Source organism: Salmonella sp. 32070601201500089SM, from assembly GCF_017573605.1.
Lineage (GTDB): Bacteria > Pseudomonadota > Gammaproteobacteria > Enterobacterales > Enterobacteriaceae > Salmonella > Salmonella enterica.
This window is the reverse complement of the sequence record NZ_JAGETK010000006.1, coordinates 130214-156296: the sequence shown is the minus strand read 5'-3', so window position 1 is coordinate 156296 and position 26083 is coordinate 130214. Positions and strand designations below refer to the sequence as shown.

Annotated in this window: 24 protein-coding genes, 1 other RNA gene and 1 pseudogene; 13 read left to right on the top strand and 13 right to left on the bottom strand. The window is 52.0% G+C overall.

The annotated features are described in order from the left end of the window. Positions 1–2: 2 nt before the first annotated feature. From gatB to garD, 5 genes are all read right to left on the bottom strand, one after another. A complete protein-coding gene (gatB, locus tag J4728_RS12035) occupies positions 3–287 on the bottom strand; it encodes a PTS galactitol transporter subunit IIB (protein WP_000824293.1) in 285 nt (94 codons plus the stop codon). 30 nt (positions 288–317) lie between these two features. Beyond that, positions 318–782, bottom strand: coding sequence for a PTS galactitol transporter subunit IIA (gene gatA, locus J4728_RS12030; RefSeq protein WP_000080445.1), 465 nt, complete (start codon positions 780–782; stop codon positions 318–320). 14 nt (positions 783–796) lie between these two features. Next, the gene (gatZ, locus tag J4728_RS12025) at positions 797–2068 is read right to left on the bottom strand and encodes a tagatose-bisphosphate aldolase subunit GatZ (RefSeq protein WP_208211808.1); all 1272 of its coding nucleotides are present in this window, start codon (positions 2066–2068) and stop codon (positions 797–799) included. A gap of 119 nt (positions 2069–2187) precedes the next feature. After that, entirely contained in the window at positions 2188–3042 is an 855-nt protein-coding gene (locus tag J4728_RS12020) for a tagatose bisphosphate family class II aldolase (RefSeq protein WP_000469979.1), read from the bottom strand. 257 nt (positions 3043–3299) lie between these two features. After that, entirely contained in the window at positions 3300–4871 is a 1572-nt protein-coding gene (garD, locus tag J4728_RS12015; RefSeq protein WP_001273723.1) for a galactarate dehydratase, read from the bottom strand. Positions 4872–5400: 529 nt separating this feature from the next. Between garD and garL the strand changes: the two genes are divergently transcribed. The 12 genes and pseudogenes from garL (at position 5401) to J4728_RS11955 (ending at position 20845) form a co-directional block, all read left to right on the top strand. Further along, positions 5401–6171 carry a 2-dehydro-3-deoxyglucarate aldolase gene (gene garL / locus J4728_RS12010; RefSeq protein WP_001057715.1) on the top strand — a complete coding sequence of 257 codons (771 nt, stop codon included), beginning with the start codon at positions 5401–5403 and terminating at the stop codon, positions 6169–6171. A gap of 25 nt (positions 6172–6196) precedes the next feature. Beyond that, positions 6197–7087, top strand: a complete 891-nt coding sequence (gene garR, locus J4728_RS12005; RefSeq protein WP_000178106.1) for a 2-hydroxy-3-oxopropionate reductase — start codon at positions 6197–6199, stop codon at positions 7085–7087. Between the two features lie 97 nt (positions 7088–7184). Then, positions 7185–8330 (top strand): glycerate 2-kinase, encoded by a 1146-nt coding sequence (gene garK, locus J4728_RS12000; RefSeq protein WP_208211806.1) that lies wholly within the window; start codon positions 7185–7187, stop codon positions 8328–8330. Positions 8331–8362: 32 nt separating this feature from the next. After that, positions 8363–8737, top strand: an RNA gene (gene rnpB, locus J4728_RS11995) — RNase P RNA component class A. Between the two features lie 711 nt (positions 8738–9448). Next, on the top strand, positions 9449–10387 hold the full coding sequence (gene tdcA, locus J4728_RS11990) for a transcriptional regulator TdcA (RefSeq protein WP_001094907.1): 939 nt from the start codon (positions 9449–9451) through the stop codon (positions 10385–10387). A 97-nt stretch (positions 10388–10484) separates the two neighbouring features. Further along, complete coding sequence (gene tdcB / locus J4728_RS11985) at positions 10485–11474, top strand: bifunctional threonine ammonia-lyase/L-serine ammonia-lyase TdcB (RefSeq protein WP_208211803.1); 990 nt, start codon at positions 10485–10487, stop codon at positions 11472–11474. Positions 11475–11494: 20 nt separating this feature from the next. After that, entirely contained in the window at positions 11495–12826 is a 1332-nt protein-coding gene (tdcC, locus tag J4728_RS11980; protein WP_208211801.1) for a threonine/serine transporter TdcC, read from the top strand. A gap of 66 nt (positions 12827–12892) precedes the next feature. Continuing rightward, positions 12893–14101 carry a propionate kinase gene (gene tdcD / locus J4728_RS11975; RefSeq protein WP_021000800.1) on the top strand — a complete coding sequence of 403 codons (1209 nt, stop codon included), beginning with the start codon at positions 12893–12895 and terminating at the stop codon, positions 14099–14101. A gap of 33 nt (positions 14102–14134) precedes the next feature. Beyond that, on the top strand, positions 14135–16429 hold the full coding sequence (gene pflB, locus J4728_RS11970; protein WP_208211799.1) for a formate C-acetyltransferase: 2295 nt from the start codon (positions 14135–14137) through the stop codon (positions 16427–16429). A 69-nt stretch (positions 16430–16498) separates the two neighbouring features. After that, on the top strand, positions 16499–17863 hold the full coding sequence (gene tdcG, locus J4728_RS11965) for an L-serine ammonia-lyase (RefSeq protein WP_000622079.1): 1365 nt from the start codon (positions 16499–16501) through the stop codon (positions 17861–17863). Positions 17864–18177: 314 nt separating this feature from the next. Next, positions 18178–19509 (top strand): annotated as a pseudogene (locus J4728_RS11960) (hypothetical protein). 25 nt (positions 19510–19534) lie between these two features. Then, the gene (locus J4728_RS11955) at positions 19535–20845 is read left to right on the top strand and encodes a serine dehydratase subunit alpha family protein (protein WP_000463070.1); all 1311 of its coding nucleotides are present in this window, start codon (positions 19535–19537) and stop codon (positions 20843–20845) included. Positions 20846–20957: 112 nt separating this feature from the next. Here J4728_RS11955 and J4728_RS11950 read toward each other — a convergent pair whose 3' ends face one another. Continuing rightward, a complete protein-coding gene (locus J4728_RS11950; protein WP_000039326.1) occupies positions 20958–21122 on the bottom strand; it encodes a hypothetical protein in 165 nt (54 codons plus the stop codon). Between the two features lie 23 nt (positions 21123–21145). Then, positions 21146–21847, bottom strand: a complete 702-nt coding sequence (locus tag J4728_RS11945) for a pirin family protein (RefSeq protein ID WP_047606045.1) — start codon at positions 21845–21847, stop codon at positions 21146–21148. Between the two features lie 104 nt (positions 21848–21951). On the opposite strand from J4728_RS11945, the gene yhaJ reads away from it, so the two are divergent. Next, positions 21952–22848 carry a DNA-binding transcriptional regulator YhaJ gene (gene yhaJ / locus J4728_RS11940; RefSeq protein WP_001041026.1) on the top strand — a complete coding sequence of 299 codons (897 nt, stop codon included), beginning with the start codon at positions 21952–21954 and terminating at the stop codon, positions 22846–22848. Between the two features lie 38 nt (positions 22849–22886). Here yhaJ and J4728_RS11935 read toward each other — a convergent pair whose 3' ends face one another. The 6 genes from J4728_RS11935 to J4728_RS11910 form a co-directional block, all read right to left on the bottom strand. After that, on the bottom strand, positions 22887–23252 hold the full coding sequence (locus J4728_RS11935) for a DUF805 domain-containing protein (protein ID WP_000384139.1): 366 nt from the start codon (positions 23250–23252) through the stop codon (positions 22887–22889). Between the two features lie 123 nt (positions 23253–23375). After that, the gene (locus tag J4728_RS11930; protein ID WP_000531159.1) at positions 23376–24362 is read right to left on the bottom strand and encodes a glutathione S-transferase family protein; all 987 of its coding nucleotides are present in this window, start codon (positions 24360–24362) and stop codon (positions 23376–23378) included. 67 nt (positions 24363–24429) lie between these two features. Further along, on the bottom strand, positions 24430–24822 hold the full coding sequence (locus tag J4728_RS11925) for a DoxX family protein (protein WP_001592732.1): 393 nt from the start codon (positions 24820–24822) through the stop codon (positions 24430–24432). Between the two features lie 237 nt (positions 24823–25059). Continuing rightward, positions 25060–25359 carry a YqjK-like family protein gene (locus J4728_RS11920; protein WP_208211797.1) on the bottom strand — a complete coding sequence of 100 codons (300 nt, stop codon included), beginning with the start codon at positions 25357–25359 and terminating at the stop codon, positions 25060–25062. Continuing rightward, on the bottom strand, positions 25356–25754 hold the full coding sequence (locus J4728_RS11915) for a phage holin family protein (RefSeq protein WP_000785626.1): 399 nt from the start codon (positions 25752–25754) through the stop codon (positions 25356–25358). The genes J4728_RS11920 and J4728_RS11915 overlap by 4 nt, the downstream gene beginning before the upstream one ends. Before the next feature lie 2 nt (positions 25755–25756). After that, positions 25757–26062, bottom strand: coding sequence for a YqjD family protein (locus J4728_RS11910; protein ID WP_000031219.1), 306 nt, complete (start codon positions 26060–26062; stop codon positions 25757–25759). Between the last annotated feature and the right edge of the window lie 21 nt (positions 26063–26083).

Below are 26083 nucleotides of genomic sequence, written 5' to 3'. Positions count from 1 at the left end.
CGTTACCCCATGAGAATGGACAGAATTTTTTGCTGTAATGCTTCAATACCCACGCCGGAAACAAAAGGCATACCGTGAACGACGGGAATATCGCCGAAGGCGCGATCGACCCTGGCAGTGGTACAGATAAGATCGGCGCCGTCCATATAGGTTTCGATTTCGGTGACCCGGCATTGCACTAAGTCGAGCTCAATATGGTTGGCATCACATAGCTCTTTAATTTCTTCCGCAGCCATCGTTGAGGTTGCAACCGCACCGCCACAGGCCACAATTACTTTACGTTTCATAGGGTATTCCTCATTATTATCAATTTATTATCAAACCTGGACGCACTGCTCAGGCTCAAGGATGGTTTCCTGAAAGCGTATCGCCAGTTCGGCATCCGGCGCGCTTAACAGGGCATCGAGGGTGCTTGGGTTCTGTAGCTCACTAAACAGGCGGCGCAGAAGTTTTAGCTGTGCCGCCGGGTTTTCAACGATTAAGGCGATGATTAACGAAACGGCAATCTCTTCGTCATCATCCGCCTGTTGAAACATGACCGGCTTATCTGGACGAATCAGATAGATAGCGGGTGATTTCGCATGAACCGCCTCGCAATGAGGGATAGCGACGGCGTGACGCTCCAGCGCAATGCCGGTAGGAAAAGACGCTTCACGTTCCACCAGCGCCTGCGGATAACTATCATGTACCACGCCTTTCGCCAGCATCTCTTTGCCAATGTGCGCCAGCGCCTGTTGGCTCGAGTCGAATGTGATTCCGGTTCGGACAAATAGTTGGCTCATAAATTCTCCATTATTCAGGCGACATCCGGCGTGCAACCGAAGCGATAAGCGCGCAGAACATCCTGAATTTTGTCAATAATCAGGTTATGCGGCGTAGGGGTGAGCACGCCCTCAGACAGGCGTTCAAACTGTACGGGCATAAACTGGCTAATTAATCCCAGCGGCAATGTGACGTTGTTCAGATTGGCGATTAACTTCTCTACGCTTTGACGAATACGCGGGTGCGGCCAGTAATAGCGAATACGGTCAGACAAACTAAAGTGGATGTCGACCATCGCCTGGCTCCAGGTTGGACGGTAGTATTTTTTCCAGTAGCCCGGTTCGTTTAGCATAACTTCATCAATGACCTCCAGTACCCGACTACGTTGTTCCGGGGAGATCAGCTCGTTTTCCATTTGCGCAAGTGCGAAAATGGCTTCGCGCAGCGCGAAAGTGAGCGCCGGGCCGACCTTCAGAATGGCGTAATGATCGCGTACCAGCGCACGGTAGGCCTGTCGCGTCTGATAATCAGTCGAATGCGCTTCATAGACCATCGGCGTTTCTTTTATCCATGCGGAGAGCGCCTGTGCCGCCTGCGGCTGATAATGAATAATCTGGGTATGATCAAATTCAACGCCCGGCTGTACGACAATCGCGATAACCCGGTTCAATGCCTCATCCAGCCCCAGGGCGCGAAAAGCAGCCTGATGCGTTTGCAGCGTGCGGGCCGCATCCTGTTCGCGGGTAACATGCACGGCGTTAATGGCGCTGGCTTCCCCGCCAGGAACCGGAACTTCAGTGCCGATAACATAGGTTAAATGGCGTTTTTGTTCGTTGGTCGCCGTCGTTTCCGCTGCCTGGCAAAGCAGGGCGGCGCGTTTAGCGACAACCATTGGGTCCAGCGGCGTCGGGTCGTCAGCGCAGGACATAGAGGCATCAAGATGGATTTTGCTAAACCCAGCAGCGACGTAAGCCTTAATGAGTTCGACGGATTTTTCCATCGCCGTATCCGCAGGTTCGTTTTGCCAGCAGTTAGGTCCCAGGTGATCGCCGCCTAAAATAAGCCGTTCGCGTGGAAAACCCACTTCCTGGGCGATGCCATAGACAAAATCACGAAAGTCAGCCGGTTTCATTCCGGTATAACCGCCAAACTGATTAACCTGGTTAGAGGTCGCTTCGATCAGAACTTTGTTCCCGCTATTCAGGTCAAAACGTAATGCGGATTCAATCACCAGCGGGTGTGCTGAACATACGGAACAGATCCCTATCTGTTCCCCTGCTTTGTGACGAGAAATTATTTCTTTCACTTCTGGCTCCGATATCTTTTGTTTATCTTCATAATATTTTGGGTTTGAAGGCAAAGGATAATAATGGCTTTCGTGATCCAGCTATGAAAACGCCCTTTGCCGTGCTAAATCCGGGGGCTTTAGAGCTTCCCTTCACAACCGCAGTCGGCAATCACTTTACGTACAACCTCTTTCATGGCCGCTTTCGCCGGGATCATGTAATGGCGGGGATCGCTGGCCTCTGCGTGTTGCGTTAAATAGTTTTTAAGCGCGCCAGAAAAGGCGATTTTAAGCTCGGTGGCGACGTTAACTTTGCAGATGCCCAGCGAAATAGCGCGGGTAATATCGCGGGTCGGCAGGCCAGAGGCGCCGTGAAGGACTAAGGGGACATCAACCCGCTGACGAATTTCCGTCAGTCGTTCAAAATCAAGTTTTGGTTCAGCGGTGTAGAGGCCGTGAGCGGTGCCGATAGCAATGGCTAACGAGTCGATACCCGTTTTTTCTACAAATTCCCGGGCCTGTTCCGGATGGGTATAAAGCGCATCTTTACCGTCAACGATAAGATCGTCTTCCTGCCCGCCGAGACGCCCAAGTTCAGCTTCAACGCTGACATCGTAGCGATGACAGTAATCAACCACGCTTTTCACCAGCGCAATATTGTCGGCAAAGGGGAAATGCGACCCGTCGATCATGACCGAGCGTACCCCGGCGGCGACTTTCATTTTGATGTCGGCCAGTTTTTCATGATGATCGAGATGTACCGCGAGAGGATGGTTCCAGCTTTTCGCCAGTTCTGCGGCGATGGCCACGATATTACCGACGCCTGCGTAGCTAAAGGTGCCTGGCGTACCGGCGACAATCAGCGGAGAGCGCAATTCTGCGGCGGTTTCCACCACCACTTGCAATGTCTCCAGGTTGTGGATGTTAAACGCCGGCACAGCATAACCTTCCTGCTGCGCCTTCTTTAGCATTGTTCTGCCTGAAATGATAAACATCCTTCCTCCGAAATCTTTCGTTTGTTTTCTGTGAAAGAATTTATAGGCTTTCGGAATGTTTTTTTGTGATTTTGATCTGATAAATGAAAGTTTCGAAATAAAGTGGAAGTTATCGAAAGTCAGGTATAAAAAAAGCATGTCGGGCAGACGTGCTTCAGACTACAGACTAAGGGCGAAAAAATACCGGGTAGCGCTGGCGCTTACCCGGTCTACAGATTATGCGGTTATACCCTGGTCGGAGAAGGGTACTGACTGGATCAGGTCACAGGTGCCGGGTTAAACACTGCCAGCTGGTTATGCAATCCCCATTGATCTGAGAAAGTCTTTTTCCGGCCGCTGGCGACATCGAGAATAAAGTGAAATAGCTTCCAGCCCACATCTTCGATTGTCTCTTCACCCGTGGCGATGGTGCCTGCATTGATATCCATTAAGTCATACCAGCGGTTCGCCAGCTCGGTACGCGTCGCCATTTTAATGACCGGCACCGCCATCAGCCCGTACGGCGTGCCGCGTCCGGTGGTAAAGACCTGTACGGTAATGCCGGAAGCGACCTGCTGCGTGCCGCAGACGAAATCGCTGGCGGGCGTCGCGGCGTAAATCAGGCCGCGTTTGGTGGGGCGCTGGCCCGGCGACAATACTTCGACAATGGCGCTCTTACCCGATTTAGCGATAGAGCCCAGCGCTTTTTCCACGACGTTCGCCAGGCCGCCTTTTTTGTTGCCGGGGGACGGGTTAGCGCTGCGATCGGTTTTCCCCATATCAAGGTAGTTATCGTACCAGGCCATTTCATCCAGTAGGCGTTTACCCACGGCTTCGTTGATGGCGCGCGGCGTCAGAAGATGAATGGCATCGCGCACTTCGGTGACCTCCGAGAACATGACGGTCGCGCCGCAGCGTACCAGCAGATCGGAAGCATAACCCACCGCCGGGTTTGCCGTGACGCCAGAAAACGCATCGCTGCCGCCGCATTGCATCCCGACGACCAGCTCGGAGGCCGGGCAGGTTTCGCGCTGGCGCTGGTTCAGTTTCGTCAGATGGCGTTCGGCGACCCGCAAAATATCGTCGACCATTGATTTAAAGCCGACATGCTGCTCGTCCTGTAAACGCACAATACTGGCGCTTTCAACGGCGATGGCGGGAACATCCTCGGTGCCTTCCAGCAGCCGTTCCGGCTGCAGTTTTTCGCAACCGAGGCCAATCACCATCACTTCGCCGCCAAAATTGGGGTTGAGCGCGATATTATGAATCGTGCGAATCGGCACGACCGCCGCCGGCGCGTTGATTGCCACGCCGCAGCCGTACAGATGGTTTAGCCCTACAACGCCATCGACATTCGGGTATTTGGGCAGGAGATCGCGCTCAATCACTTTCACCACATAATCGACCACGCCCGCCACACAGTGCACGCTGGTGGTAATGCCAAGCAGATTTTTGGTGCCGACGCTGCCATCGGCGTTACGATAGCCCTCAAACGTATAGCCTTCCAGCGGCGGCAGCGGTTCCGGTACTTTGGTCGCCAGCGGTAGCGTATTCAGCGGCGGCGCTTTTGGCAGTTCAACCAGCGACTCGTCGATCCAGCTTCCGCGCGGGATGTCGCGTACCGCATAACCGATGACTTCGCCATAACGGATGATTTCGCCGTGAGCGGGGATATCCGTCAGAGCGACTTTATGGCCTTGCGGAATATGTTCAGTCAGTTCCAGGCCATCCGGAAAACGTGTTCCGGCTTTAAGGCCGTGGTCATTAACAATAATTGCGACATTATCGGTTTCATGTACTTTTATATAAAACGCCGATGGCGATTCCTGGCGAATTTCGATATTGGCCATTGTTCAACATTCTCCAGCCTGGATGATAGAAATAGGATTATCTATTTTGGTTATGGTTAAATCGTTAAATCTCAATATAAGAAATAAAGTTCATGCATAATGAAATAAGAATGACAGGAGTATAAATATAAGAATGTGATCCAGATCACCGCAAATTATGAAATTTTTTATGTAGGCCGGGTAAAGCGTAAATGTGTGCATTAGCGCCCAGTATCATGGGCGTATGCTCAAAAATAAGCGTTAAATAATCCCTTTTTAATGAGCGTTTGCACAATGATTATCCGACATAGGCTGTTTATACTGAATGGCGAATTCAGTGTATCTGACGAGTTATTTGAAAATACCATGATAATAATAAAAGACGATAAAGATATCAGAACGGTATATTGTGCTACAGGATGTGTACCACATTAGAAATAGAATGCGGAGACCCATTCTGATTTCAGATAAGCATTTTATTGTCGTTGCTATAAGTTATGGTGGCGGCATCACATGTAGAGAATTAAAGAAATAAGCGAAGGTATAAGCGATGAATAACGCTATTTTCCCGAATAAGTTTAAAGCGGCGCTGGCGGCGCAACAGGTGCAGATTGGCTGCTGGTCTGCACTGGCAAGCCCAATCACCACCGAAGTTCTTGGTCTGGCGGGATTTGACTGGCTGGTGCTGGATGGCGAACATGCGCCGAACGATGTGACCACCTTAATTCCGCAGTTAATGGCATTGAAAGGCAGCGCCAGCGCGCCTGTGGTACGTGTGCCAACCAATGAACCGGTCATTATCAAACGGATGCTGGATATTGGGTTTTATAATTTCCTGATCCCCTTTGTTGAAACGCAAGAGGAAGCGGCTCGCGCCGTCGCCTCGACGCGTTACCCGCCGGAAGGCATTCGCGGCGTTTCCGTTTCTCACCGCGCGAATATGTTCGGTACGGTGCCTGATTACTTTGCGCAGTCGAACAAAAACATCACCATTATTGTTCAAATCGAAAGCCAGTTGGGTGTCGACAATGTTGATGCCATCGCCGCAACGGAAGGCGTTGATGGCATTTTTGTCGGCCCAAGCGATCTGGCCGCCGCGCTGGGTCATCTCGGCAATGCTTCTCACCCTGACGTGCAGCAGACGATTCAACATATTTTCGCCCGCGCTAAAGCGCACGGTAAACCGTGCGGCATTCTGGCGCCGGTAGAGGCGGATGCCCGCCGTTATCTGGAATGGGGCGCGACCTTTGTCGCCGTTGGCAGCGATTTAGGCGCATTCCGCGCCAGCACGCAGAAGCTTGCCGACACCTTTAAAAAATAATCCTGGTATGGAAAGAGAGAACGCTATGACGATGAAAGTTGGCTTTATTGGCTTAGGCATCATGGGTAAGCCCATGAGCAAAAACTTACTGAAAGCAGGGTATTCGCTGGTGGTGTCCGATCGTAATCCTGAAGCGATTGCTGACGTCATTGCCGCAGGCGCGGAAACGGCCTCTACGGCGAAGGCGATCGCTGAACAGTGTGACGTCATCATCACGATGCTGCCTAACTCTCCGCATGTGAAAGAGGTTGCGCTGGGCGAGAACGGTATCATCGAAGGCGCGAAGCCAGGAACCGTATTGATTGATATGAGTTCTATCGCGCCGCTGGCAAGCCGTGAAATCAGCGATGCGCTGAAGGCGAAGGGCGTTGAGATGTTGGATGCGCCGGTCAGCGGCGGCGAGCCGAAGGCGATTGATGGCACGCTGTCGGTGATGGTGGGGGGCGATAAAGCCATTTTCGACAAGTACTACGACCTGATGAAAGCGATGGCGGGTTCCGTGGTGCATACCGGCGATATCGGCGCAGGCAACGTCACAAAACTGGCTAACCAGGTGATCGTGGCGTTGAATATCGCCGCCATGTCTGAAGCGCTGACGCTGGCGACTAAAGCGGGCGTCAACCCGGATCTGGTCTATCAGGCGATTCGCGGCGGTCTGGCTGGCAGCACGGTACTGGATGCGAAAGCGCCGATGGTCATGGACCGAAACTTTAAACCAGGTTTCCGTATCGATCTGCACATTAAAGATCTGGCGAATGCGCTGGATACCTCCCACGGCGTTGGCGCGCAGCTCCCGCTGACCGCCGCCGTTATGGAAATGATGCAGGCGTTACGCGCGGATGGACACGGTAATGACGACCATAGCGCGCTGGCGTGCTACTACGAAAAACTGGCGAAAGTGGAAGTCACTCGCTAACGACGTTGTGCCCGGATGGCGTGTAGCGATCCGGGCCTGAATTTCAGGCTGGATAAGTGAAACGCCATCCGGCGTTGTGCAGTAACAGGCTACCACTATGAAAATCGTAATTGCCCCCGACTCCTATAAAGAAAGCCTTTCTGCCGCCGAGGTAGCGCAGGCGATAGAAAAAGGATTTCGGGAAATTTTCCCCGATGCGCAATATGTCTCTGTTCCGGTTGCCGATGGCGGCGAAGGAACGGTCGAAGCCATGATTGCCGCGACGCAGGGCGTTGAACGCACCGCATGGGTGACCGGGCCGTTGGGTGAAAAAGTGAAAGCCTGCTGGGGAATGTCCGGGGATGGTAAAACCGCGTTTATTGAAATGGCGGCGGCCAGCGGACTGGCGCTGGTTCCACCAGAAAAACGCAACCCTTTGATTACTACCTCGCGGGGAACGGGGGAGCTGATATTGCAGGCGCTGGAAAGCGGCGCAAGCAATATCATTATCGGCATTGGCGGCAGCGCGACAAATGACGGCGGCGCAGGGATGATGCAGGCGTTAGGCGCAAAACTGCGCGATGCAAACGGCGCGGATATCGGTTACGGTGGCGGAAGCCTTCATTGTCTAAGCGACATTGATATTTCAGAGCTCGATCCCCGTTTAAAACTCTGCGCGATTCGTGTCGCTTGCGATGTCTCTAATCCTCTGATCGGCGACAACGGCGCATCACGAATTTTTGGGCCGCAGAAAGGCGCGACCGAAGAGAACATTGTTGAGCTGGACAGAAATCTTGCTCACTATGCCGACATCATAAAAAAATCGCTGAATGTCGACGTAAAGGCGGCGCCCGGCGCAGGCGCGGCAGGCGGTATGGGGGCGGCGTTAATGGCTTTTCTCGGTGCGGAATTACGCAGCGGGATCGAAATTGTCACGGCGGCACTGAACCTGGAGGAGCATATCCACGACTGTACGCTGGTGGTGACGGGAGAAGGGCGGATTGATAGCCAAAGTATTCGCGGTAAAGTGCCGATTGGCGTCGCGAATGTGGCGAAAAAATATCATAAGCCAGTGATTTGCATTGCCGGCAGCCTGACGCACGATGTAGGGATAGTACATCATTATGGCATCGACGCTGTCTTTAGCGTACTCACGCGCATCGTGACGCTGGAGGAGGCTTTTCGGGGCGCTTTTGACAATATTTATCGGGCATCCAGAAATGTTGCTGCCGCTCTGGCGATAGGAATGCGCAGCGCAGGGTGACAAAGTCGCGCGAACCCTCTATACTGCGCGCCGAAGCTGACCAGACAGTCGCCGCTTCGTCGTCGTCCTTTCGGGGAGACGGGCGGAGGGGAGGAAAGTCCGGGCTCCATAGGGCAGGGTGCCAGGTAACGCCTGGGGGGGAAACCCACGACCAGTGCAACAGAGAGCAAACCGCCGATGGCCCACGTAAGTGGGATCAGGTAAGGGTGAAAGGGTGCGGTAAGAGCGCACCGCGCGGCTGGTAACAGTCCGTGGCACGGTAAACTCCACCCGGAGCAAGGCCAAATAGGGGTTCATAAGGTACGGCCCGTACTGAACCCGGGTAGGCTGCTTGAGCCAGTGAGCGATTGCTGGCCTAGATGAATGACTGTCCACGACAGAACCCGGCTTATCGGTCAGTTTCACTTCTTCATAAAACCCGCTTCGGCGGGTTTTTGCTTATCAGGCCGGTGAAGGGTATAGAGGTTGCAGAAGACGCCAGCGTCACCATCCGGCAATTAATTGACAGCCATGGTGACATAATATTATTCGTTTTTGTGATGAGAAACACAAAACGCTATGGATTGCGCTCTTTTTAGTTGAAGTGAAAAGTAATCGATTTCTTTCACAAAATTACATCCTGAAAAACAGCAAGAAAGCGGTGTAAATTATTTGTTGTAAATGAAAATTAAGTGTATGAAATATTTTGGTTAAAATTTTATTAAATGTTTCTTTACAAACAAATAAGGTAAAAAAATGTGACGCGTAACGGTTTTTAAGCGCATTTACCTTCGGTTTATACTTAAATTTGAGAAATTACGTTTTAAATTTAATGCTGGAATTGTCGATAAAATGTCCCGTAATTGATTGAAATATCGTCTTCATAGGATGTCGAAAATAGGAGGTAAAATAGACTGGTTATCGCCATAATATATCGTTATCCCGACCTTATTTTTTGATTGAAATCAGACTAAGTTGCTGTTTTATTTTTGTAACTTATTGAAATAATAGGTTTTATTTATTTAGTAAAGACCATGTGAAAATTGCAGTAAGTTAATTTGTGAGTGGTCGCACATAACCTTTAAGATTTAATTTGCTACACTTCCTGCCGTTCACAATGTTATTTCAGAGCGGTAGATATGAATACTCTTGTTCTCCCTAAAACACAGCATTTGGTGGTCTTTCAGGAAGTCATTAGAAGTGGTTCTATCGGTTCTGCCGCAAAATCGTTAGGGTTAACCCAACCCGCCGTCAGTAAAATCATTAGCGATGTTGAGGCCTATTTTGGCGTTGAGCTAATTGTACGCAAAAATACCGGCGTTACGTTGACCGAAGCGGGACAGGTACTGCTTTCCTGGTCTGAATCTATCACCCGCGAAATGAAAAACATGATCAACGAGATGAACAGTATGACGTGCAATACCGTTGTCGACGTCTCGTTTGGCTTTCCTTCGCTGATTGGCTTTACCTTCATGTCCGATATGATTCATAAGTTCAAAGAGGTATTTCCAAAAGCGCAGGTATCCATGTACGAAGCCCAGCTCTCTTCATTCCTGCCGGCCCTGCGCGACGGGCGGCTGGACTTTGCTATCGGTACGCTCAGTAATGAAATGCAACTACAGGATCTGCATGTCGAGCCGCTGTTTGAATCAGAGTTTGTCCTGGTAGCCAGCAAGTCCCGAACATGCACCGGCACCATCACACTGGAATCGTTAAAAGACGAACAGTGGGTGTTGCCGCAAACGAATATGGGCTACTACAGCGAATTACTCACCACTCTACAACGAAATGGCATCAGCATCGAAAACATTGTTAAAACAGATTCCGTTGTCACAATATATAATCTTGTTCTCAATGCTGATTTCTTAACTGTTATTCCCTGCGATATGACCACGCCTTTTGGCTCTAATCAATTTATCACGATACCCATAAAAGACACGTTACCCGTCGCACGTTATGCGGCGGTATGGTCTAAAAATTATCGTATCAAAAAAGCCGCTTCAGTATTAGTAGAATTGGCTAAACAATATTCATCATATAATGGATGCAGACGCAGGCAGTTAATAGAAATTGAATGATATGGAATAAACATATTTAGCGAAATTGACGTCACCTGTTTCTTTTGAACAGTGGGCAACGGTAACTTATTTTTAATACCCAGGTTAAGAGGTTATAATGCACATTACATACGATCTCCCGGTTGCAATTGAAGATATCCTCGAAGCGAAAAAAAGACTGGCGGGGAAGATATATAAAACGGGAATGCCTCGCTCTAACTATTTTAGTGAACGTTGCAAAGGCGAAATATTTCTCAAGTTTGAAAATATGCAGCGTACGGGTTCATTTAAAATTCGTGGCGCTTTTAACAAACTTAGCTCGTTAACGGAGGCGGAAAAACGTAAAGGCGTCGTGGCCTGTTCCGCAGGTAATCATGCACAGGGCGTTTCTCTTTCTTGCGCAATGCTGGGTATTGACGGCAAAGTCGTGATGCCGAAGGGCGCGCCAAAGTCAAAAGTGGCGGCCACCTGTGATTATTCGGCGGAAGTGGTGCTCCACGGTGACAACTTCAATGACACCATTGCTAAGGTGAGTGAAATTGTCGAAACCGAAGGCCGCATTTTTATTCCGCCTTACGACGATCCAAAAGTCATTGCCGGGCAGGGCACTATTGGTCTGGAAATTATGGAAGATCTGTACGATGTCGATAATGTCATCGTGCCTATTGGCGGCGGCGGTTTAATTGCAGGTATTGCCATTGCGATTAAATCGATTAACCCGACCATTAAAGTTATCGGCGTACAGGCCGAAAATGTTCACGGTATGGCGGCGTCTTATTACACTGGCGAAATAACCACGCACCGAACGACCGGCACCCTGGCGGATGGTTGTGATGTCTCCCGCCCGGGTAATTTAACCTATGAAATCGTTCGTGAATTAGTCGATGACATTGTTCTGGTTAGCGAAGATGAAATTCGTAACAGCATGATCGCTTTAATTCAGCGCAATAAGGTTATTACTGAAGGCGCTGGCGCTCTGGCCTGCGCCGCACTATTAAGCGGGAAATTAGATAGCCATATTCAGAACAGAAAAACGGTCAATATTATTTCTGGCGGCAATATCGATCTTTCTCGTGTATCACAAATTACGGGTTTAGTTGACGCTTAATCTTTTCGTGAGGATAGGATATGAGTACTACTGATAGCATTGTATCCAGCCAGGCAAAACAGTCGTCATGGCGTAAATCGGACACGACGTGGACGCTGGGTTTATTTGGTACCGCCATCGGCGCCGGGGTGCTGTTTTTCCCTATCCGCGCCGGGTTTGGCGGGCTTATCCCCATTCTGCTGATGCTGGTTTTAGCTTACCCCATTGCGTTCTATTGTCACCGGGCGCTGGCGCGTCTGTGTTTATCCGGGTCTAATCCGTCCGGCAATATTACGGAAACGGTCGAAGAGCACTTTGGTAAAACGGGCGGGGTAGTTATCACGTTCCTTTACTTCTTTGCGATTTGTCCGCTGCTGTGGATTTATGGCGTCACCATTACTAACACGTTCATGACGTTTTGGGAAAACCAGTTGCAGATGCCAGCGTTGAACCGCGGTTTCGTGGCGCTGTTCTTGCTGCTGCTGATGGCCTTTGTGATCTGGTTTGGTAAGGATCTGATGGTTAAGGTGATGAGTTACCTGGTATGGCCATTTATCGCCAGCCTGGTGCTAATCTCATTATCGCTGATTCCTTACTGGAACTCGGCGGTTATCGATCAGGTTGATCTCAGTAATATCGCGCTGACCGGGCACGATGGCATACTGGTTACGGTGTGGCTGGGAATCTCTATCATGGTGTTCTCCTTTAACTTTTCGCCCATCGTCTCTTCCTTCGTGGTGTCTAAGCGTGAAGGGTATGAGAAAGAGTTTGGCCGCGAATTTACCGAGCGTAAATGTTCACAGATCATCTCGCGCGCCAGTATGCTGATGGTCGCCGTGGTGATGTTCTTCGCCTTTAGCTGCCTGTTTACGCTCTCTCCGCAGAACATGGCGGATGCGAAAGCGCAGAACATTCCGGTACTTTCCTACCTGGCCAACCATTTCGCCTCTTTGTCGGGGACAAAATCCACTTTTGCAACGGTGCTGGAGTATGGCGCGTCTATCATCGCGCTGGTTGCTATTTTCAAATCTTTCTTCGGTCACTACCTGGGGACGCTGGAAGGGCTGAACGGCCTGGTGCTGAAATTCGGTTATAAAGGCGATAAAACCAAAGTCTCTATGGGCAAGCTTAACACCATCAGCATGATCTTCATTATGGGGTCTACCTGGGTCGTAGCTTACGCAAACCCGAACATTCTGGACCTGATTGAAGCGATGGGCGCGCCGATTATCGCCTCGCTGTTATGTCTGCTGCCGATGTACGCCATTCGTAAAGCGCCGTCGCTGGCGAAGTACCGTGGTCGTCTGGATAACGTGTTCGTCACCCTGATTGGTCTGCTGACCATCCTGAATATTGTCTACAAATTGTTCTAATCCTCACGTTTAGCCTGCGTTCCGCCCCAGGGCGCGGACGCAGGCTGACATCGACGGAGGCACTACATGAATGAATTTCCGGTCGTTCTGGTCATTAATTGCGGATCATCTTCTATCAAATTCTCTGTACTGGATGTCGCTACCTGTGATGTTTTAATGGCGGGAATAGCAGATGGAATGAATACTGAAAACGCCTTTTTATCTATTAATGGCGATAAGCCGATAAACCTCTCGCACTCTAATTATGAGGACGCGTTAAAAGCCATTGCCTTTGAGCTGGAAAAACGTGATTTAACGGATAGCGTGGCATTAATTGGTCACCGTATCGCGCACGGTGGAGAGCTATTTACGCAGTCCGTCATTATTACCGATGAGATTATCGATAATATTCGTCGGGTATCACCTTTAGCGCCGCTGCATAATTACGCTAATTTAAGCGGCATTGACGCGGCGCGGCACCTTTTCCCGGCCGTGCGTCAGGTGGCGGTATTTGATACCAGTTTCCACCAGACGCTGGCGCCGGAAGCCTATTTGTACGGATTGCCGTGGGAATATTTTTCCAGCCTGGGTGTGCGTCGCTACGGCTTTCACGGTACGTCGCATCGCTATGTTTCGCGGCGCGCGTATGAACTGCTTGACCTCGATGAAAAAAACTCGGGTCTGATTGTCGCGCATCTGGGCAATGGGGCGTCTATCTGCGCGGTACGCAATGGTCAGAGCGTGGATACCTCAATGGGGATGACGCCGCTTGAGGGGCTGATGATGGGCACTCGCAGCGGCGACGTTGATTTCGGCGCGATGGCGTGGATAGCTAAAGAAACCGGGCAGACGTTGAGCGATCTGGAGCGAGTGGTGAATAAAGAGTCCGGTTTGCTCGGCATCTCCGGGTTGTCATCCGACCTTAGAGTCCTGGAAAAAGCCTGGCACGAAGGACATGAGCGCGCCCGGTTAGCGATAAAAACGTTTGTCCACCGTATCGCCCGTCACATTGCCGGACACGCGGCATCGTTACATCGGCTGGATGGCATTATTTTTACCGGCGGTATTGGTGAAAATTCAGTATTAATTCGCCAGTTGGTCATTGAACATCTGGGCGTGCTGGGGCTTACGTTAGACGTTGAAATGAATAAGCAGCCGAATTCTCACGGCGAGCGCATTATTTCCGCTAACCCTTCTCAGGTTATTTGCGCTGTTATTCCCACGAATGAAGAGAAAATGATTGCCCTTGATGCCATTCATTTAGGCAACGTGAAAGCACCAGTGGAATTTGCATAACTTAACGGCTGTTCTGTAGAGAGATTATTTTTCATGAAGGTAAATATCGATACCAGCGATATGCTGTATGCCGAAGCATGGCGTGATTTTAAAGGTACGGACTGGAAAGAAGAAATTAATGTCCGTGATTTTATTCAGCATAACTATACGCCCTATGAGGGGGATGAATCTTTTCTCGCCGACGCGACGCCAGCGACCACGGCGTTGTGGGAAAAGGTGATGGCGGGAATACGTATCGAGAACGCGACCCATGCGCCGGTGGGTTTCGATACCAACATCGCGACGACGATTACCGCGCACGATGCGGGGTATATTGAAAAAGATCTGGAAAAAATCGTCGGTTTACAAACGGATAAGCCGCTTAAACGCGCTTTGCATCCGTTTGGCGGCGTTAACATGATCAAAAGTTCATTCCACGCTTATGGCCGCGAAATGGACGCCGATTTTGAATATACCTTTACCGACCTGCGGAAAACCCATAATCAGGGCGTATTCGATGTTTACTCGCCGGATATGCTGCGCTGCCGTAAATCCGGCGTATTAACCGGTTTGCCGGATGGTTATGGTCGCGGGCGCATTATTGGCGATTATCGCCGCGTCGCGCTGTATGGCATCCGTTATCTGGTGCGCGAACGCGAGCTGCAATTCGCCGACCTGCAGTCGAATCTGGAGCGGGGACAGAATCTTGAGGCGACGATTCGCCTGCGTGAGGAGTTGGCGGAGCATCGTCGCGCGCTGCTGCAAATGCAAGAGATGGCGGCGAAATACGGCTACGATATCTCCCGCCCGGCGCGAAACGCGCAGGAAGCGGTACAGTGGCTCTACTTCGCTTATCTGGCGGCGGTAAAATCGCAAAATGGCGGTGCAATGTCGCTGGGAAGAACCGCCTCGTTCCTTGATATCTACATTGAGCGCGATTTCAACGCGGGCCTTCTGACAGAGCAGCAGGCGCAAGAACTGATCGACCATTTCATCATGAAGATCCGCATGGTGCGCTTCCTGCGCACGCCGGAATTTGATTCGCTCTTTTCCGGCGATCCGATCTGGGCCACCGAAGTTATTGGCGGGATGGGGCTCGATGGCCGCACGCTGGTGACGAAGAACTCCTTCCGTTATCTGCATACCCTGCACACGATGGGGCCAGCGCCGGAGCCGAACCTGACCATACTGTGGTCTGAAGTGTTGCCGGTGGCATTCAAAAAATATGCTGCGCAGGTCTCCATCGTGACCTCATCTTTGCAGTATGAAAACGACGATTTAATGCGTACCGACTTTAACAGCGACGATTACGCCATCGCTTGTTGCGTCAGCCCGATGGTCATCGGTAAGCAGATGCAGTTCTTCGGCGCGCGCGCCAACCTTGCCAAAACGTTGCTGTACGCTATCAATGGCGGCGTTGATGAGAAACTGAAAATCCAGGTTGGGCCGAAAACCGCGCCGTTAACGGATGAGGTGCTGGATTACGACGCGGTAATGGAGAGCCTCGACCATTTTATGGACTGGCTGGCGGTGCAGTACATTAGCGCGCTGAACATCATTCACTACATGCACGATAAGTACAGCTATGAAGCTTCGCTGATGGCGCTGCACGACCGTGATGTGTATCGGACGATGGCGTGCGGCATCGCCGGACTGTCGGTGGCGGCGGATTCCCTGTCCGCCATCAGGTACGCTCAGGTGAAGCCGATCCGCGACGAAAACGGCCTTGCCATCGACTTTGCTATTGAAGGCGAGTATCCGCAGTACGGCAACAACGATGAGCGCGTGGACAGCATCGCCTGCGACCTGGTGAAACGCTTTATGCAAAAAATTAGCGTGTTGCCGACGTATCGCAATGCGGTGCCGACGCAGTCCATTTTGACCATCACCTCGAACGTCGTGTACGGGCAGAAGACCGGCAATACGCCGGATGGACGCCGCGCCGGAACGCCGTTCGCGCCGGGGGCGAACCCGATGCATGGTCGTGACCGCAAAGGGGCGGTGGCCTCGCTGACGTCGGTGGCGAAACTGCCGTTTACCTACGCCAAAGACGGTATTTCGTACACCTTCTCGATTGTGCCTGCGGCGCTCGGGAAAGAAGATGCGGTGCGGAAAACCAATCTTGTCGGCCTGCTGGACGGTTATTTCCATCATGAAGCACAGGTAGAAGGCGGGCAGCATCTGAACGTCAATGTCATGAACCGTGAAATGTTGCTGGATGCGATTGAACATCCGGAAAACTACCCGAACCTGACGATCCGCGTTTCCGGCTATGCCGTGCGCTTCAATGCGCTGACTCGTGAGCAGCAACAGGACGTTATTTCGCGCACCTTTACTCAGGCGATGTAACGTGAACGGGGCGATCGTGTGGATCGCCCCGCGACGGATCTTCACTGAACGGTAATCTTAGGGGGAGATATGATTAGCGCATTTGATATTTTTAAGATTGGCATTGGACCTTCAAGCTCCCATACCGTAGGGCCAATGAATGCAGGAAAATGTTTTATCGATCGGCTGATCGACAGCGGCGACCTGCCGCGAACGACGCGCATCACGGTTGATCTTTACGGATCGCTATCGCTGACGGGCAAAGGCCACGCGACCGATACCGCCGTCATTATGGGCCTGGCGGGCAATACGCCGCAGGATGTCAATATTGATAGCATTCCGGCGTTTATCCAGGAGGTTGCCCGCAGCAGCCGTTTATCGGTGGCGGGTGGCGCGCATGTGGTGGATTTTCCCGTCGCCGACAGTATTTTCTTTCACGCTGAAACCCTGGCGCGCCATGAAAACGGTATGCGTATTACCGCCTGGCACGGACAAACGCCGCTTTTACACAAAACGTATTACTCTATTGGCGGCGGCTTTATTGTCGAAGAGGAACGCTTTGGCCAGTCGCACGACGTAGAAAAATCGGTGCCGTATGATTTTCATTCCGCCAGCGAACTGTTGACGCTGTGTGAAAGGCAGGGGCTCTCGGTTTCCGGCCTGATGATGCAAAATGAACTGGCGTTGCGGAGCAAAGAGCAGATTGACGCTGGCTTTGCCCGCATCTGGCAGGTGATGGCGACCGGAATTGAACGTGGCATGAATACTGAGGGCGTGCTGCCGGGGCCGCTGAACGTTCCACGCCGCGCGGTAGCGTTACGGCGTCTGCTGGTCTCCAGCGATAATCTCTCCCGCGATCCGATGAACGTCATCGACTGGATTAACATGTTCGCCCTGGCCGTGAGCGAAGAGAACGCGGCGGGCGGGCGAGTGGTCACCGCGCCGACCAACGGCGCGTGCGGCATTATTCCCGCGGTGCTGGCCTATTACGACAAATTCCGTCGTCCGGTCAATGCCAACTCTATCGCCCGCTATCTGCTGTCGGCGGGGGCGATTGGCATGCTGTACAAGATGAACGCCTCGATATCCGGCGCGGAAGTGGGGTGTCAGGGCGAGGTTGGCGTCGCGTGTTCGATGGCGGCGGCGGGGCTGACAGAACTGCTGGGCGGCAGCCCGGCGCAGGTCTGTATTGCGGCGGAAATTGCGATGGAGCATAACCTTGGCCTCACCTGTGACCCGGTGGCGGGTCAGGTACAAATCCCTTGTATTGAACGTAATGCGATTAACGCCGTTAAAGCGGTGAATGCGGCGCGAATGGCGCTACGCCGTACCTCTGAGCCGCGGGTTTCGCTCGATAAAGTGATCGAAACCATGTACGAAACGGGTAAAGACATGAACGACAAATATCGCGAGACGTCGCGCGGCGGTCTGGCGATTAAAGTCGTTTGTGGATAGGCCCGACAGGCGCAGAGTGAGCAGGCTATGGGATAACGCAGAAGACAGAAGCTGAGAAAAGGGCGCACCAAAGTGCGACCTTTTTTGTTGTGATACGCGTCAAATAGAGAAAATAACAATATTAAATAAATAGTAAATAGAAAATAATTCTTAACCCACAAGAAATGCAGGCGTTTTATTGGTAAGTTTTTCTCTTATCGTGCGCGTATGATTTTCTTATTACAAGAAAGTACCTGCACCTCACGTTCTGCATATCGCCTTGCTGCGGCACGAAAAATAAAAAAACCTCTACCTACACATTGAGCGAGAATTCTATGGAATCGGCTAGTAATACCAGCGTAATCCTCGACGCATCAGCCCCGGCGCGTCGGGCAGGGATGACAGAAAGCGAATGGCGTGAAGCCATCAAATTTGATAGTACCGACACCGGTTGGGTTATTATGAGTATCGGGATGGCGATCGGCGCAGGGATCGTTTTTCTTCCTGTCTAGGTTGGCCTGATGGGACTTTGGGTCTTTTTACTCTCTTCTATTATTGGCTATCCGGCCATGTACCTGTTCCAGCGGCTGTTTATTAATACGCTGGCGGAATCCCCGGAATGTAAAGACTACCCCAGCGTGATCAGCGGCTATCTGGGCAAAAACTGGGGTATTTTATTAGGCGCGCTGTACTTTGTGATGCTCGTCATCTGGATGTTCGTCTATTCTACGGCGATTACTAACGACAGCGCCTCTTATCTGCATACTTTCGGCGTAACGGAAGGATTGCTTTCCGATAGTCCATTTTATGGTCTGGTGCTGATCTGCATCCTGGTAGCGATTTCCTCACGCGGTGAAAAATTACTGTTCAAAATCTCCACCGGCATGGTGCTGACCAAGCTACTGGTAGTGGCGGCGCTGGGCGTCTCTATGGTGGGTATGTGGCATCTGTATAACATTGGCGCGCTGCCGCCGATGGCCCTGCTGATTAAAAACGCCATTATTACCCTGCCATTTACGCTGACCTCGATTTTATTTATCCAGACGTTAAGCCCAATGGTGATCTCTTACCGTTCACGCGAAAAATCTATTGAGGTCGCACGCCATAAAGCGCTGCGTGCCATGAATATCGCGTTTGGCATCCTGTTCGTTACCGTATTTTTCTATGCGGTTTCCTTCACCCTGGCGATGGGGCATGACGAAGCGGTGAAAGCCTACGAGCAGAATATTTCCGCCCTGGCGATCGCCGCGCAATTTATTAGCGGCGATGGCGCTGGCTGGGTCAAAGTGGTTAGCGTAATTCTGAACATCTTTGCCGTCATGACCGCCTTCTTTGGCGTTTATTTAGGATTCCGCGAAGCGACGCAAGGCATTGTGATGAATATCCTGCGCCGCAAAATGCCCGCCGAGAAGATTAAGGAAAATCTGGTACAGCGCGGCATTATGATTTTCGCTATTTTGCTGGCCTGGAGCGCCATTGTGCTCAATGCGCCGGTACTGAGCTTCACCTCTATTTGTAGCCCTATCTTCGGTATGGTGGGCTGTTTAATTCCGGCATGGTTGGTCTACAAGGTTCCCGCATTGCACAAATATAAAGGCGCTTCGTTGTACCTGATTATTATTACCGGTCTGCTGCTATGCGTTTCTCCGTTCCTGGCATTCTCTTGATATACCTGAGATTAAGGTTGTTGTTATGTTTGAATCTAAAATAAATCCATTGTGGCAAAGTTTTATCCTGGCCGTACAGGAAGAAGTAAAACCGGCGCTGGGGTGTACTGAGCCAATTTCACTGGCGCTGGCGGCAGCGGCGGCGGCGGCTGAACTTGACGGCACAGTTGAACGCATTGACGCGTGGGTTTCGCCTAATCTGATGAAAAATGGTATGGGCGTTACCGTTCCAGGAACGGGAATGGTAGGGCTACCGATCGCCGCGGCGCTTGGCGCGTTGGGCGGTGATGCGAAAGCCGGGTTGGAGGTGTTAAAAGACGCTTCCGCTAAAGCCGTTGCCGATGCAAAAGCGATGCTGGCCGCCGGACATGTCGCAGTGATGTTGCAGGAGCCATGTAACGATATCCTGTTTTCACGGGCGAAAGTGTATAGCGGCGATAGCTGGGCATGTGTCACGATCGTCGGCGATCATACAAACATTGTGCGGATAGAAACCGACAAGGGCGTGGTATTTACCCAGGCCGATAATGCGCAGGAAGAAGAAAAAACCTCGCCACTGGGAGTGCTGTCTCATACCTCGCTGGAAGAGATCCTGGCGTTTGTGAATGCGGTGCCCTTTGACGCTATCCGCTTTATTCTCGATGCGGCCAGGCTAAACGGCGCGTTGTCGCAGGAGGGACTGCGTGGTTCCTGGGGGCTGCATATTGGTTCGACGCTGGCCAAACAGTGCGATCGCGGTCTGCTGGCGAAAGATCTCTCCACGGCGATTTTGATCCGTACCAGCGCGGCGTCAGACGCCAGAATGGGCGGCGCCACGTTGCCCGCGATGAGCAACTCCGGCTCCGGCAACCAGGGGATTACCGCCACGGTGCCAGTCATGGTGGTTGCTGAACATGTCGGCGCCGATGACGAACGCCTGGCGCGCGCGCTAATGTTATCGCATTTGAGCGCTATCTATATTCACCATCAGCTTCCGCGTTTGTCGGCGCTGTGCGCGGCAACTACGGCGGCGATGGGCGCGGCAGCGGGTATGGCGTGGCTGATAGATGGTCGTTACGACACTATCGCAATGGCTATCAGCAGTATGATTGGTGATGTCAGCGGGATGATTTGCGATGGCGCGTCGAATAGCTGCGCGATGAAAGTCTCTACCAGCGCGTCGGCGGCGTGGAAAGCCGTACTGATGGCGTTGGATGATACGGCGGTGACCGGAAACGAAGGGATTGTGGCGCACAATGTCGAACAATCTATTGCGAATTTGTGTTCGCTGGCGTGTCGCTCAATGCAGCAGACCGACAAGCAGATCATCGAGATTATGGCCAGTAAAGCGCATTAATAATCACGCCCCGGCATGACGTCGGGGCAGCGTGTTGCCCGATGGCGCTGCGCTTATCGGGTCTACCTGTTATCAGCCGGAGCGGGCGCTTGCGCCGCCATCCGGCATGATTTCAGGCTGCGGCCTCTTCTTCTGCCAGCCGGGCTTCGGCGTCCGCCACGATGGCTTCCAGTTCGGTTAGCATCTCTTCATAGCCCAGCGGCACAGTGGCGCTCATCGCCTCCTGTACGGCAGGTTTTACCACGGGCTGACGTTTCTTCGCCGATTTTTTGCTCATCTTGCGACTCCTTTTCTGGCTGGCTACACCGGTAAATCTACCAGTAATGCGCGCAGCGGCGTATCGGCAACCAGCGTAATGTTAGGTTCATCACGAATAAATGCGCCATCTCCGCAGGTTAATGTCTCGCGTTCTTCGTTGTGCGTCATCGCGTGGAACGTACCGTGAATCGACTGCAAATAGGCGCGCGGCCCGTGAAGCTGGAAGTTAAGCGATTCGCCTTTCTCCAGCGTAATATGATGTACCCAGACCTGTTGGCGCAGTTGTAAGCTGTTTTGCTCACCGTCGGGCGAGGCAAGAAGCTGTTGTTGCGCCGCCAGGAGTGGGATTTTTTGTACCAGCGTGTTTTCCCGTTCAGGACAGGCGTCAAGCCACAGTTGCATTCGGGTTAACGGCTTAACTTTGCTGATATTATGTTCGCTGTAGCTAATGCCCGGCTGCGCGGCGAACAGTAACGCTTCGCCCGCTTTAGCCTGTACATGGTTGCCGTCGCTGTCGCGGTATTCCGCTTCGCCGTCCAGAATCAGGTTTAAAATATCCACCTTTGGATAAGTTCGAGGCTGAAAAGAGGCGCCCGGCGCCAGCACTTCCTGGTTCAGTACGCGCAACGACGCGTAGCCCAGCAGTGTAGGGTCGAAATAGTGTCCAAAGGAGAAGGTATAGCGGGCCTGTAGCCATCCGTAGTCTGCCTGTCCACATTGTTTGGCGGTTCGGGTCGTAATCATCGTTATTAACCTCTCTTTACTTCCTTTTATGTTAAGGGGCTGGACGCTGCATTGTTAGCCAGATATTCTGCCCGGTATGTTCAAATTTCCTGAATGAGAACGTTATGGCTAAAGAGAGAGCGCTGACGCTTGAAGCATTGCGTGTGATGGACGCCATTGACCGCCGGGGCAGTTTTGCCGCAGCGGCTGATGAGTTGGGGCGGGTGCCCTCCGCGCTGAGTTACACCATGCAGAAGCTGGAAGAAGAGTTGGACGTTGTACTGTTCGATCGCTCCGGCCATCGTACAAAATTCACCAACGTCGGACGTATGCTGCTGGAACGCGGGCGGGTATTGCTGGAAGCGGCAGACAAGTTAACGACGGATGCTGAAGCGTTGGCCCGCGGTTGGGAAACGCATCTGACGCTGGTCACTGAAGCTCTGGTACCGACGCCTGCTTTTTTTCCGCTGATCGACCGGCTGGCCGCTAAAGCCAATACGCAGCTTTCATTGATTACCGAAGTACTGGCTGGCGCATGGGAGCGGCTTGAGCAGGGGCGGGCGGATATCGTTATCGCCCCGGATATGCATTTTCGATCGTCGTCGGAAATTAACTCCCGTAAGTTGTATACGTTAATGAATGTGTATGTCGCCGCGCCTGACCACCCTATTCATCAGGAGCCGGAGCCGCTTTCGGAAGTGACGCGGGTTAAATACCGCGGCGTAGCGGTAGCGGATACCGCGCGCGAGCGGCCAGTATTAACGGTGCAACTGCTGGATAAGCAGCCACGTCTGACGGTAAGCACGATTGAAGATAAACGTCAGGCGCTGCTGGCCGGGCTTGGCGTCGCGACCATGCCATATTCGATGGTGGAACAGGATATTGCCGAAGGGCGGCTACGCGTGGTCAGCCCGGAATCGACCAGCGAAATCGATATTATTATGGCCTGGCGGCGCGACAGTATGGGGGAGGCAAAAGCCTGGTGCCTGCGGGAAATACCTAAGCTATTCGCCGGAAAATAAATAGCGCGCGGCGCTTTAAAAGCGGCGCCGCGCCGCCATCAGGAAAAACGTTTCGGATCGGGGCCGAAGCGGTTGTCGCCCGGCGTACCATTCTGGCAGTTGAACGCGATGATGATAAGCCAGCCGATAATGGGGATAAGTAGCAACAGTAGCCACCATGCGGAGCGGTCAGTGTCATGCAGACGACGGAACTGCACGGCCCACCACGGTAAAAAGATCAGAACGCCGTAAATGGTGGTCAGAACGCCTTCACCCCCGGCGCGTTGCCAGCCAAGCATGGCGTCCAGCAGGCCCAACACAAAGGTAAAGATGATATTGACCAGAATAAACATCCAGTACTCTTTGCGTCGCGCGCGGCCGCCAAATCCCAGATAATTTTTTAAAACCTTTAAATACCAATCCATTTTCGCCTCAATAATGGTTCAATCACTTGTTTTTAAAGTAATCAAACTAAGAATAGCCGCGAATGAAATGTTGGTAAATATTTGTGGTATTTATTAATAAGGCGTCCCGAAGGACGCCTGAAATTAGCCAAAGCGTACGTCGCGCCCGTGAGGTTCGAGCAGATCCTGCCACGGTCCGATGGAAATGATGCCTGTGGGGTTAATCGTTTTATGGCTACGGAAATAGTGGTGACGAATATGGTCAAGATTAACGGTTTCAGCAATGCCCGGTATTTGATAGATATCGCGCAGGAAACCGTACAGATTCAGGTAGTCGCTGATTCGGTATTTGTCGCATTTGAAATGAGTCACGTAAACCGGATCAAAGCGTACCAGGGTCGTCCATAAGCGGATATCCGCCTCGGTCAACTGGTCGCCCGTCAGATAGCGGTGCTGTCCGAGAATCTGTTCCAGGCGCGCCAGCGCAGTAAATACCTTGTCTACCGCTTCATCATACGCTTGCTGGCTGGTGGCGAAGCCTGCTTTATAAACGCCGTTATTAACGTTGTCATAAATCCAGCCGTTTAACTCGTCAATTTTGCTTTGCAGCGCGGGGGGATAGTAATCCCCGGCTTTAGCGCCCAGCCCATCGAAGGCGGAGTTAAACATACGAATGATTTCGGCGGACTCGTTGCTGACGATAGTATGATTTTTTTTATCCCATAAGACCGGTACGGTGACGCGGCCGCTGTAGTGTGGATCGGCGTGCAGATACAACTGGTAGAGAAATTCATGCTGATAGAGGGTATCGCCGGTGGCCGCCGGAAAAGTATCATCAAACGTCCAGCCGTTTTCCAGCATCAATGGATTCACGACGGAAACCGGAATAAACGGCTCCAGACCTTTCAGTTTACGGAAAATGAGCGTGCGATGCGCCCAGGGACAGGCAAGGGAAACGTACAGATGGTAACGATCTTTTTCTGCGGCGAATCCGCCTTCGCCGGAAGGTCCGGGCGCGCCGTCAGCGGTAAGCCAGTTGCGGAAAGCCGACGCTGAACGCTGAAATTTCCCCCCGGAAGATTTGGTGTCATACCAGGTATCGTGCCAGACGCCATCGATCAGTTGTCCCATGTCTCTCTCCTTCAGATGACAAAAGCGAGGCGCTATTCCCTCGCTTTTTTAATTGAGTATAGATTGCTTACCACTTTTTATTCAGCAGACGGTCAAGGCTGAACGCGCCAGGCCCGGTTAACGCCAGTAATAAGAATCCGCCGGCAATGGTCAGGTTTTTCATAAACATCAGCGAGTTTACACCTTCTGCAAAATTGCTATGGAAGATCAATGCCGTCAGCAACGTAAAACCAGCGGTGAAAAGCGCAGTGGTGCGGGTGAGGAACCCCAGCAGAATCGCCAGACCGCCGCCGAACTCAAGCAGTATGGTGAGCGGCAGCAGGAATCCTGGTACGCCCATCGCTTCCATATACTGCTGTGTGCCCGCATAGCCGCTAATTTTTCCCCATCCTGCGGTAATAAACAGAACTGGCATTAAAATACGCGCTATTAGTACACCAACATCTTCTAATTTTTTCATTTTATTCTCCAGGGGGCCGATTCGGCGGCTGCTGCTATTTTCATGAGCAATGACGCGGTTTGGCGCATCATTGTTATCGCTGGAGAGAATCATAAACGTGGCGTGCAGGAATTGTTAGCAAGGAAAATTGCCAAATTTTTTCAAAAAATTTGAGTGATTGCTAAAGAGACGATATGCATAAAAGTATCGCGCCACCAGGTGATAACCTGATGGCGCGATGCTATAAAAGAAAAGATATTAACCGCGGAGCTGTTGTTGACGGAGGGTAGTTTTTACCAGGCGCCAGGCGCTCCAGATACCCAGGCCGCGTTTCGCCCAGCGTACCAACATATTAGGATGACGGATGGTCCAGATGGCCATTACGCTGCTACCGACCAGCGCCCAGGAGCGCAGGCTTAACACCGTATTCCAGCCGCGATCGTACGCGCCGGTGGTCTCCAGCCAGTCGCGACGGCTGGTGGACAGATCCAGCCGTTGCTGCTGGATCTGACTGAGAAGCAGCGCTTTACGTTTTTCGCGTTCGCCTTTGCTGCTCACGACTGATCGTCCTCCAGAATTTGCCGATCGTTAGCCAGTTCGTGCCGCGTATGGCGCAATAGCGTGGACTGACGCGCTTTGCGCAAAGTCCAGATGCCGCCGATTAGCGCAAGCACTAACAGCACAACTGTGGTAGCGATCATCGCGTTCAAACGGTACTGAGGATCGATAGCCCAGATGACCAGAACCATCAGGCTCATTAAGCCAAACGCCGCGAAGAGCATGGTAAGACCTACCATCAGCAAAAGCTGAAAGAGGTTCGCTTTCTCTTCTTCCAGTTCTACTACCGCCAGTCGCAGCCGGGTTTCCACCATCTCAACGATAATGGTGACAATCCGCTGCCCGATACCCAGTACGCTTTTGCCTGGTCCTTGTGCCTGTCGAGAGTCCGCCATAATTAACGACGCGTCAGCAGTACGCCCAACACCAGACCGACAGCGGCGCCAATGCCTACGCCTGTCCAGGGATTTTCGCGCACATAATCATCGGCGCGGGCGGCGGCGACGCGAGTCTGTTTGGCAATCACATCACCCGTTTCGCCCAGGCGGTAACGGCTCTCTTTCAGCGCGCGCTCGGCTTTGCTACGAATCTTACTCAACTCTTCTTTCGACTTTTCGCCCGAAGAGCTCAGCACTTCTTCAAGCGTATCGGTCAGGGATTTCAACTCAGCGCGCAGATGTTCCGTAGTGTTATCTTTCGACATAGTTTTCTCCAGGTGAGTGAG

Bases quoted from the DNA above. Each gene is read 5' to 3' on its own strand.
- gatB (WP_000824293.1), bottom strand. From the start codon at position 287: ATGAAACGTAAAGTAATTGTGGCCTGTGGCGGTGCGGTTGCAACCTCA.
- gatA (WP_000080445.1), bottom strand. From the start codon at position 782: ATGAGCCAACTATTTGTCCGAACCGGAATCACATTCGACTCGAGCCAA.
- J4728_RS12020 (WP_000469979.1), bottom strand. From the start codon at position 3,042: ATGTTTATCATTTCAGGCAGAACAATGCTAAAGAAGGCGCAGCAGGAA.
- garD (WP_001273723.1), bottom strand. From the start codon at position 4,871: ATGGCCAATATCGAAATTCGCCAGGAATCGCCATCGGCGTTTTATATA.
- garL (WP_001057715.1), top strand. From the start codon at position 5,401: ATGAATAACGCTATTTTCCCGAATAAGTTTAAAGCGGCGCTGGCGGCG.
- garR (WP_000178106.1), top strand. From the start codon at position 6,197: ATGACGATGAAAGTTGGCTTTATTGGCTTAGGCATCATGGGTAAGCCC.
- garK (WP_208211806.1), top strand. From the start codon at position 7,185: ATGAAAATCGTAATTGCCCCCGACTCCTATAAAGAAAGCCTTTCTGCC.
- tdcA (WP_001094907.1), top strand. From the start codon at position 9,449: ATGAATACTCTTGTTCTCCCTAAAACACAGCATTTGGTGGTCTTTCAG.
- tdcB (WP_208211803.1), top strand. From the start codon at position 10,485: ATGCACATTACATACGATCTCCCGGTTGCAATTGAAGATATCCTCGAA.
- tdcC (WP_208211801.1), top strand. From the start codon at position 11,495: ATGAGTACTACTGATAGCATTGTATCCAGCCAGGCAAAACAGTCGTCA.
- tdcD (WP_021000800.1), top strand. From the start codon at position 12,893: ATGAATGAATTTCCGGTCGTTCTGGTCATTAATTGCGGATCATCTTCT.
- pflB (WP_208211799.1), top strand. From the start codon at position 14,135: ATGAAGGTAAATATCGATACCAGCGATATGCTGTATGCCGAAGCATGG.
- tdcG (WP_000622079.1), top strand. From the start codon at position 16,499: ATGATTAGCGCATTTGATATTTTTAAGATTGGCATTGGACCTTCAAGC.
- J4728_RS11955 (WP_000463070.1), top strand. From the start codon at position 19,535: ATGTTTGAATCTAAAATAAATCCATTGTGGCAAAGTTTTATCCTGGCC.
- J4728_RS11950 (WP_000039326.1), bottom strand. From the start codon at position 21,122: ATGAGCAAAAAATCGGCGAAGAAACGTCAGCCCGTGGTAAAACCTGCC.
- J4728_RS11945 (WP_047606045.1), bottom strand. From the start codon at position 21,847: ATGATTACGACCCGAACCGCCAAACAATGTGGACAGGCAGACTACGGA.
- yhaJ (WP_001041026.1), top strand. From the start codon at position 21,952: ATGGCTAAAGAGAGAGCGCTGACGCTTGAAGCATTGCGTGTGATGGAC.
- J4728_RS11935 (WP_000384139.1), bottom strand. From the start codon at position 23,252: ATGGATTGGTATTTAAAGGTTTTAAAAAATTATCTGGGATTTGGCGGC.
- J4728_RS11930 (WP_000531159.1), bottom strand. From the start codon at position 24,362: ATGGGACAACTGATCGATGGCGTCTGGCACGATACCTGGTATGACACC.
- J4728_RS11925 (WP_001592732.1), bottom strand. From the start codon at position 24,822: ATGAAAAAATTAGAAGATGTTGGTGTACTAATAGCGCGTATTTTAATG.
- J4728_RS11915 (WP_000785626.1), bottom strand. From the start codon at position 25,754: ATGGCGGACTCTCGACAGGCACAAGGACCAGGCAAAAGCGTACTGGGT.
- J4728_RS11910 (WP_000031219.1), bottom strand. From the start codon at position 26,062: ATGTCGAAAGATAACACTACGGAACATCTGCGCGCTGAGTTGAAATCC.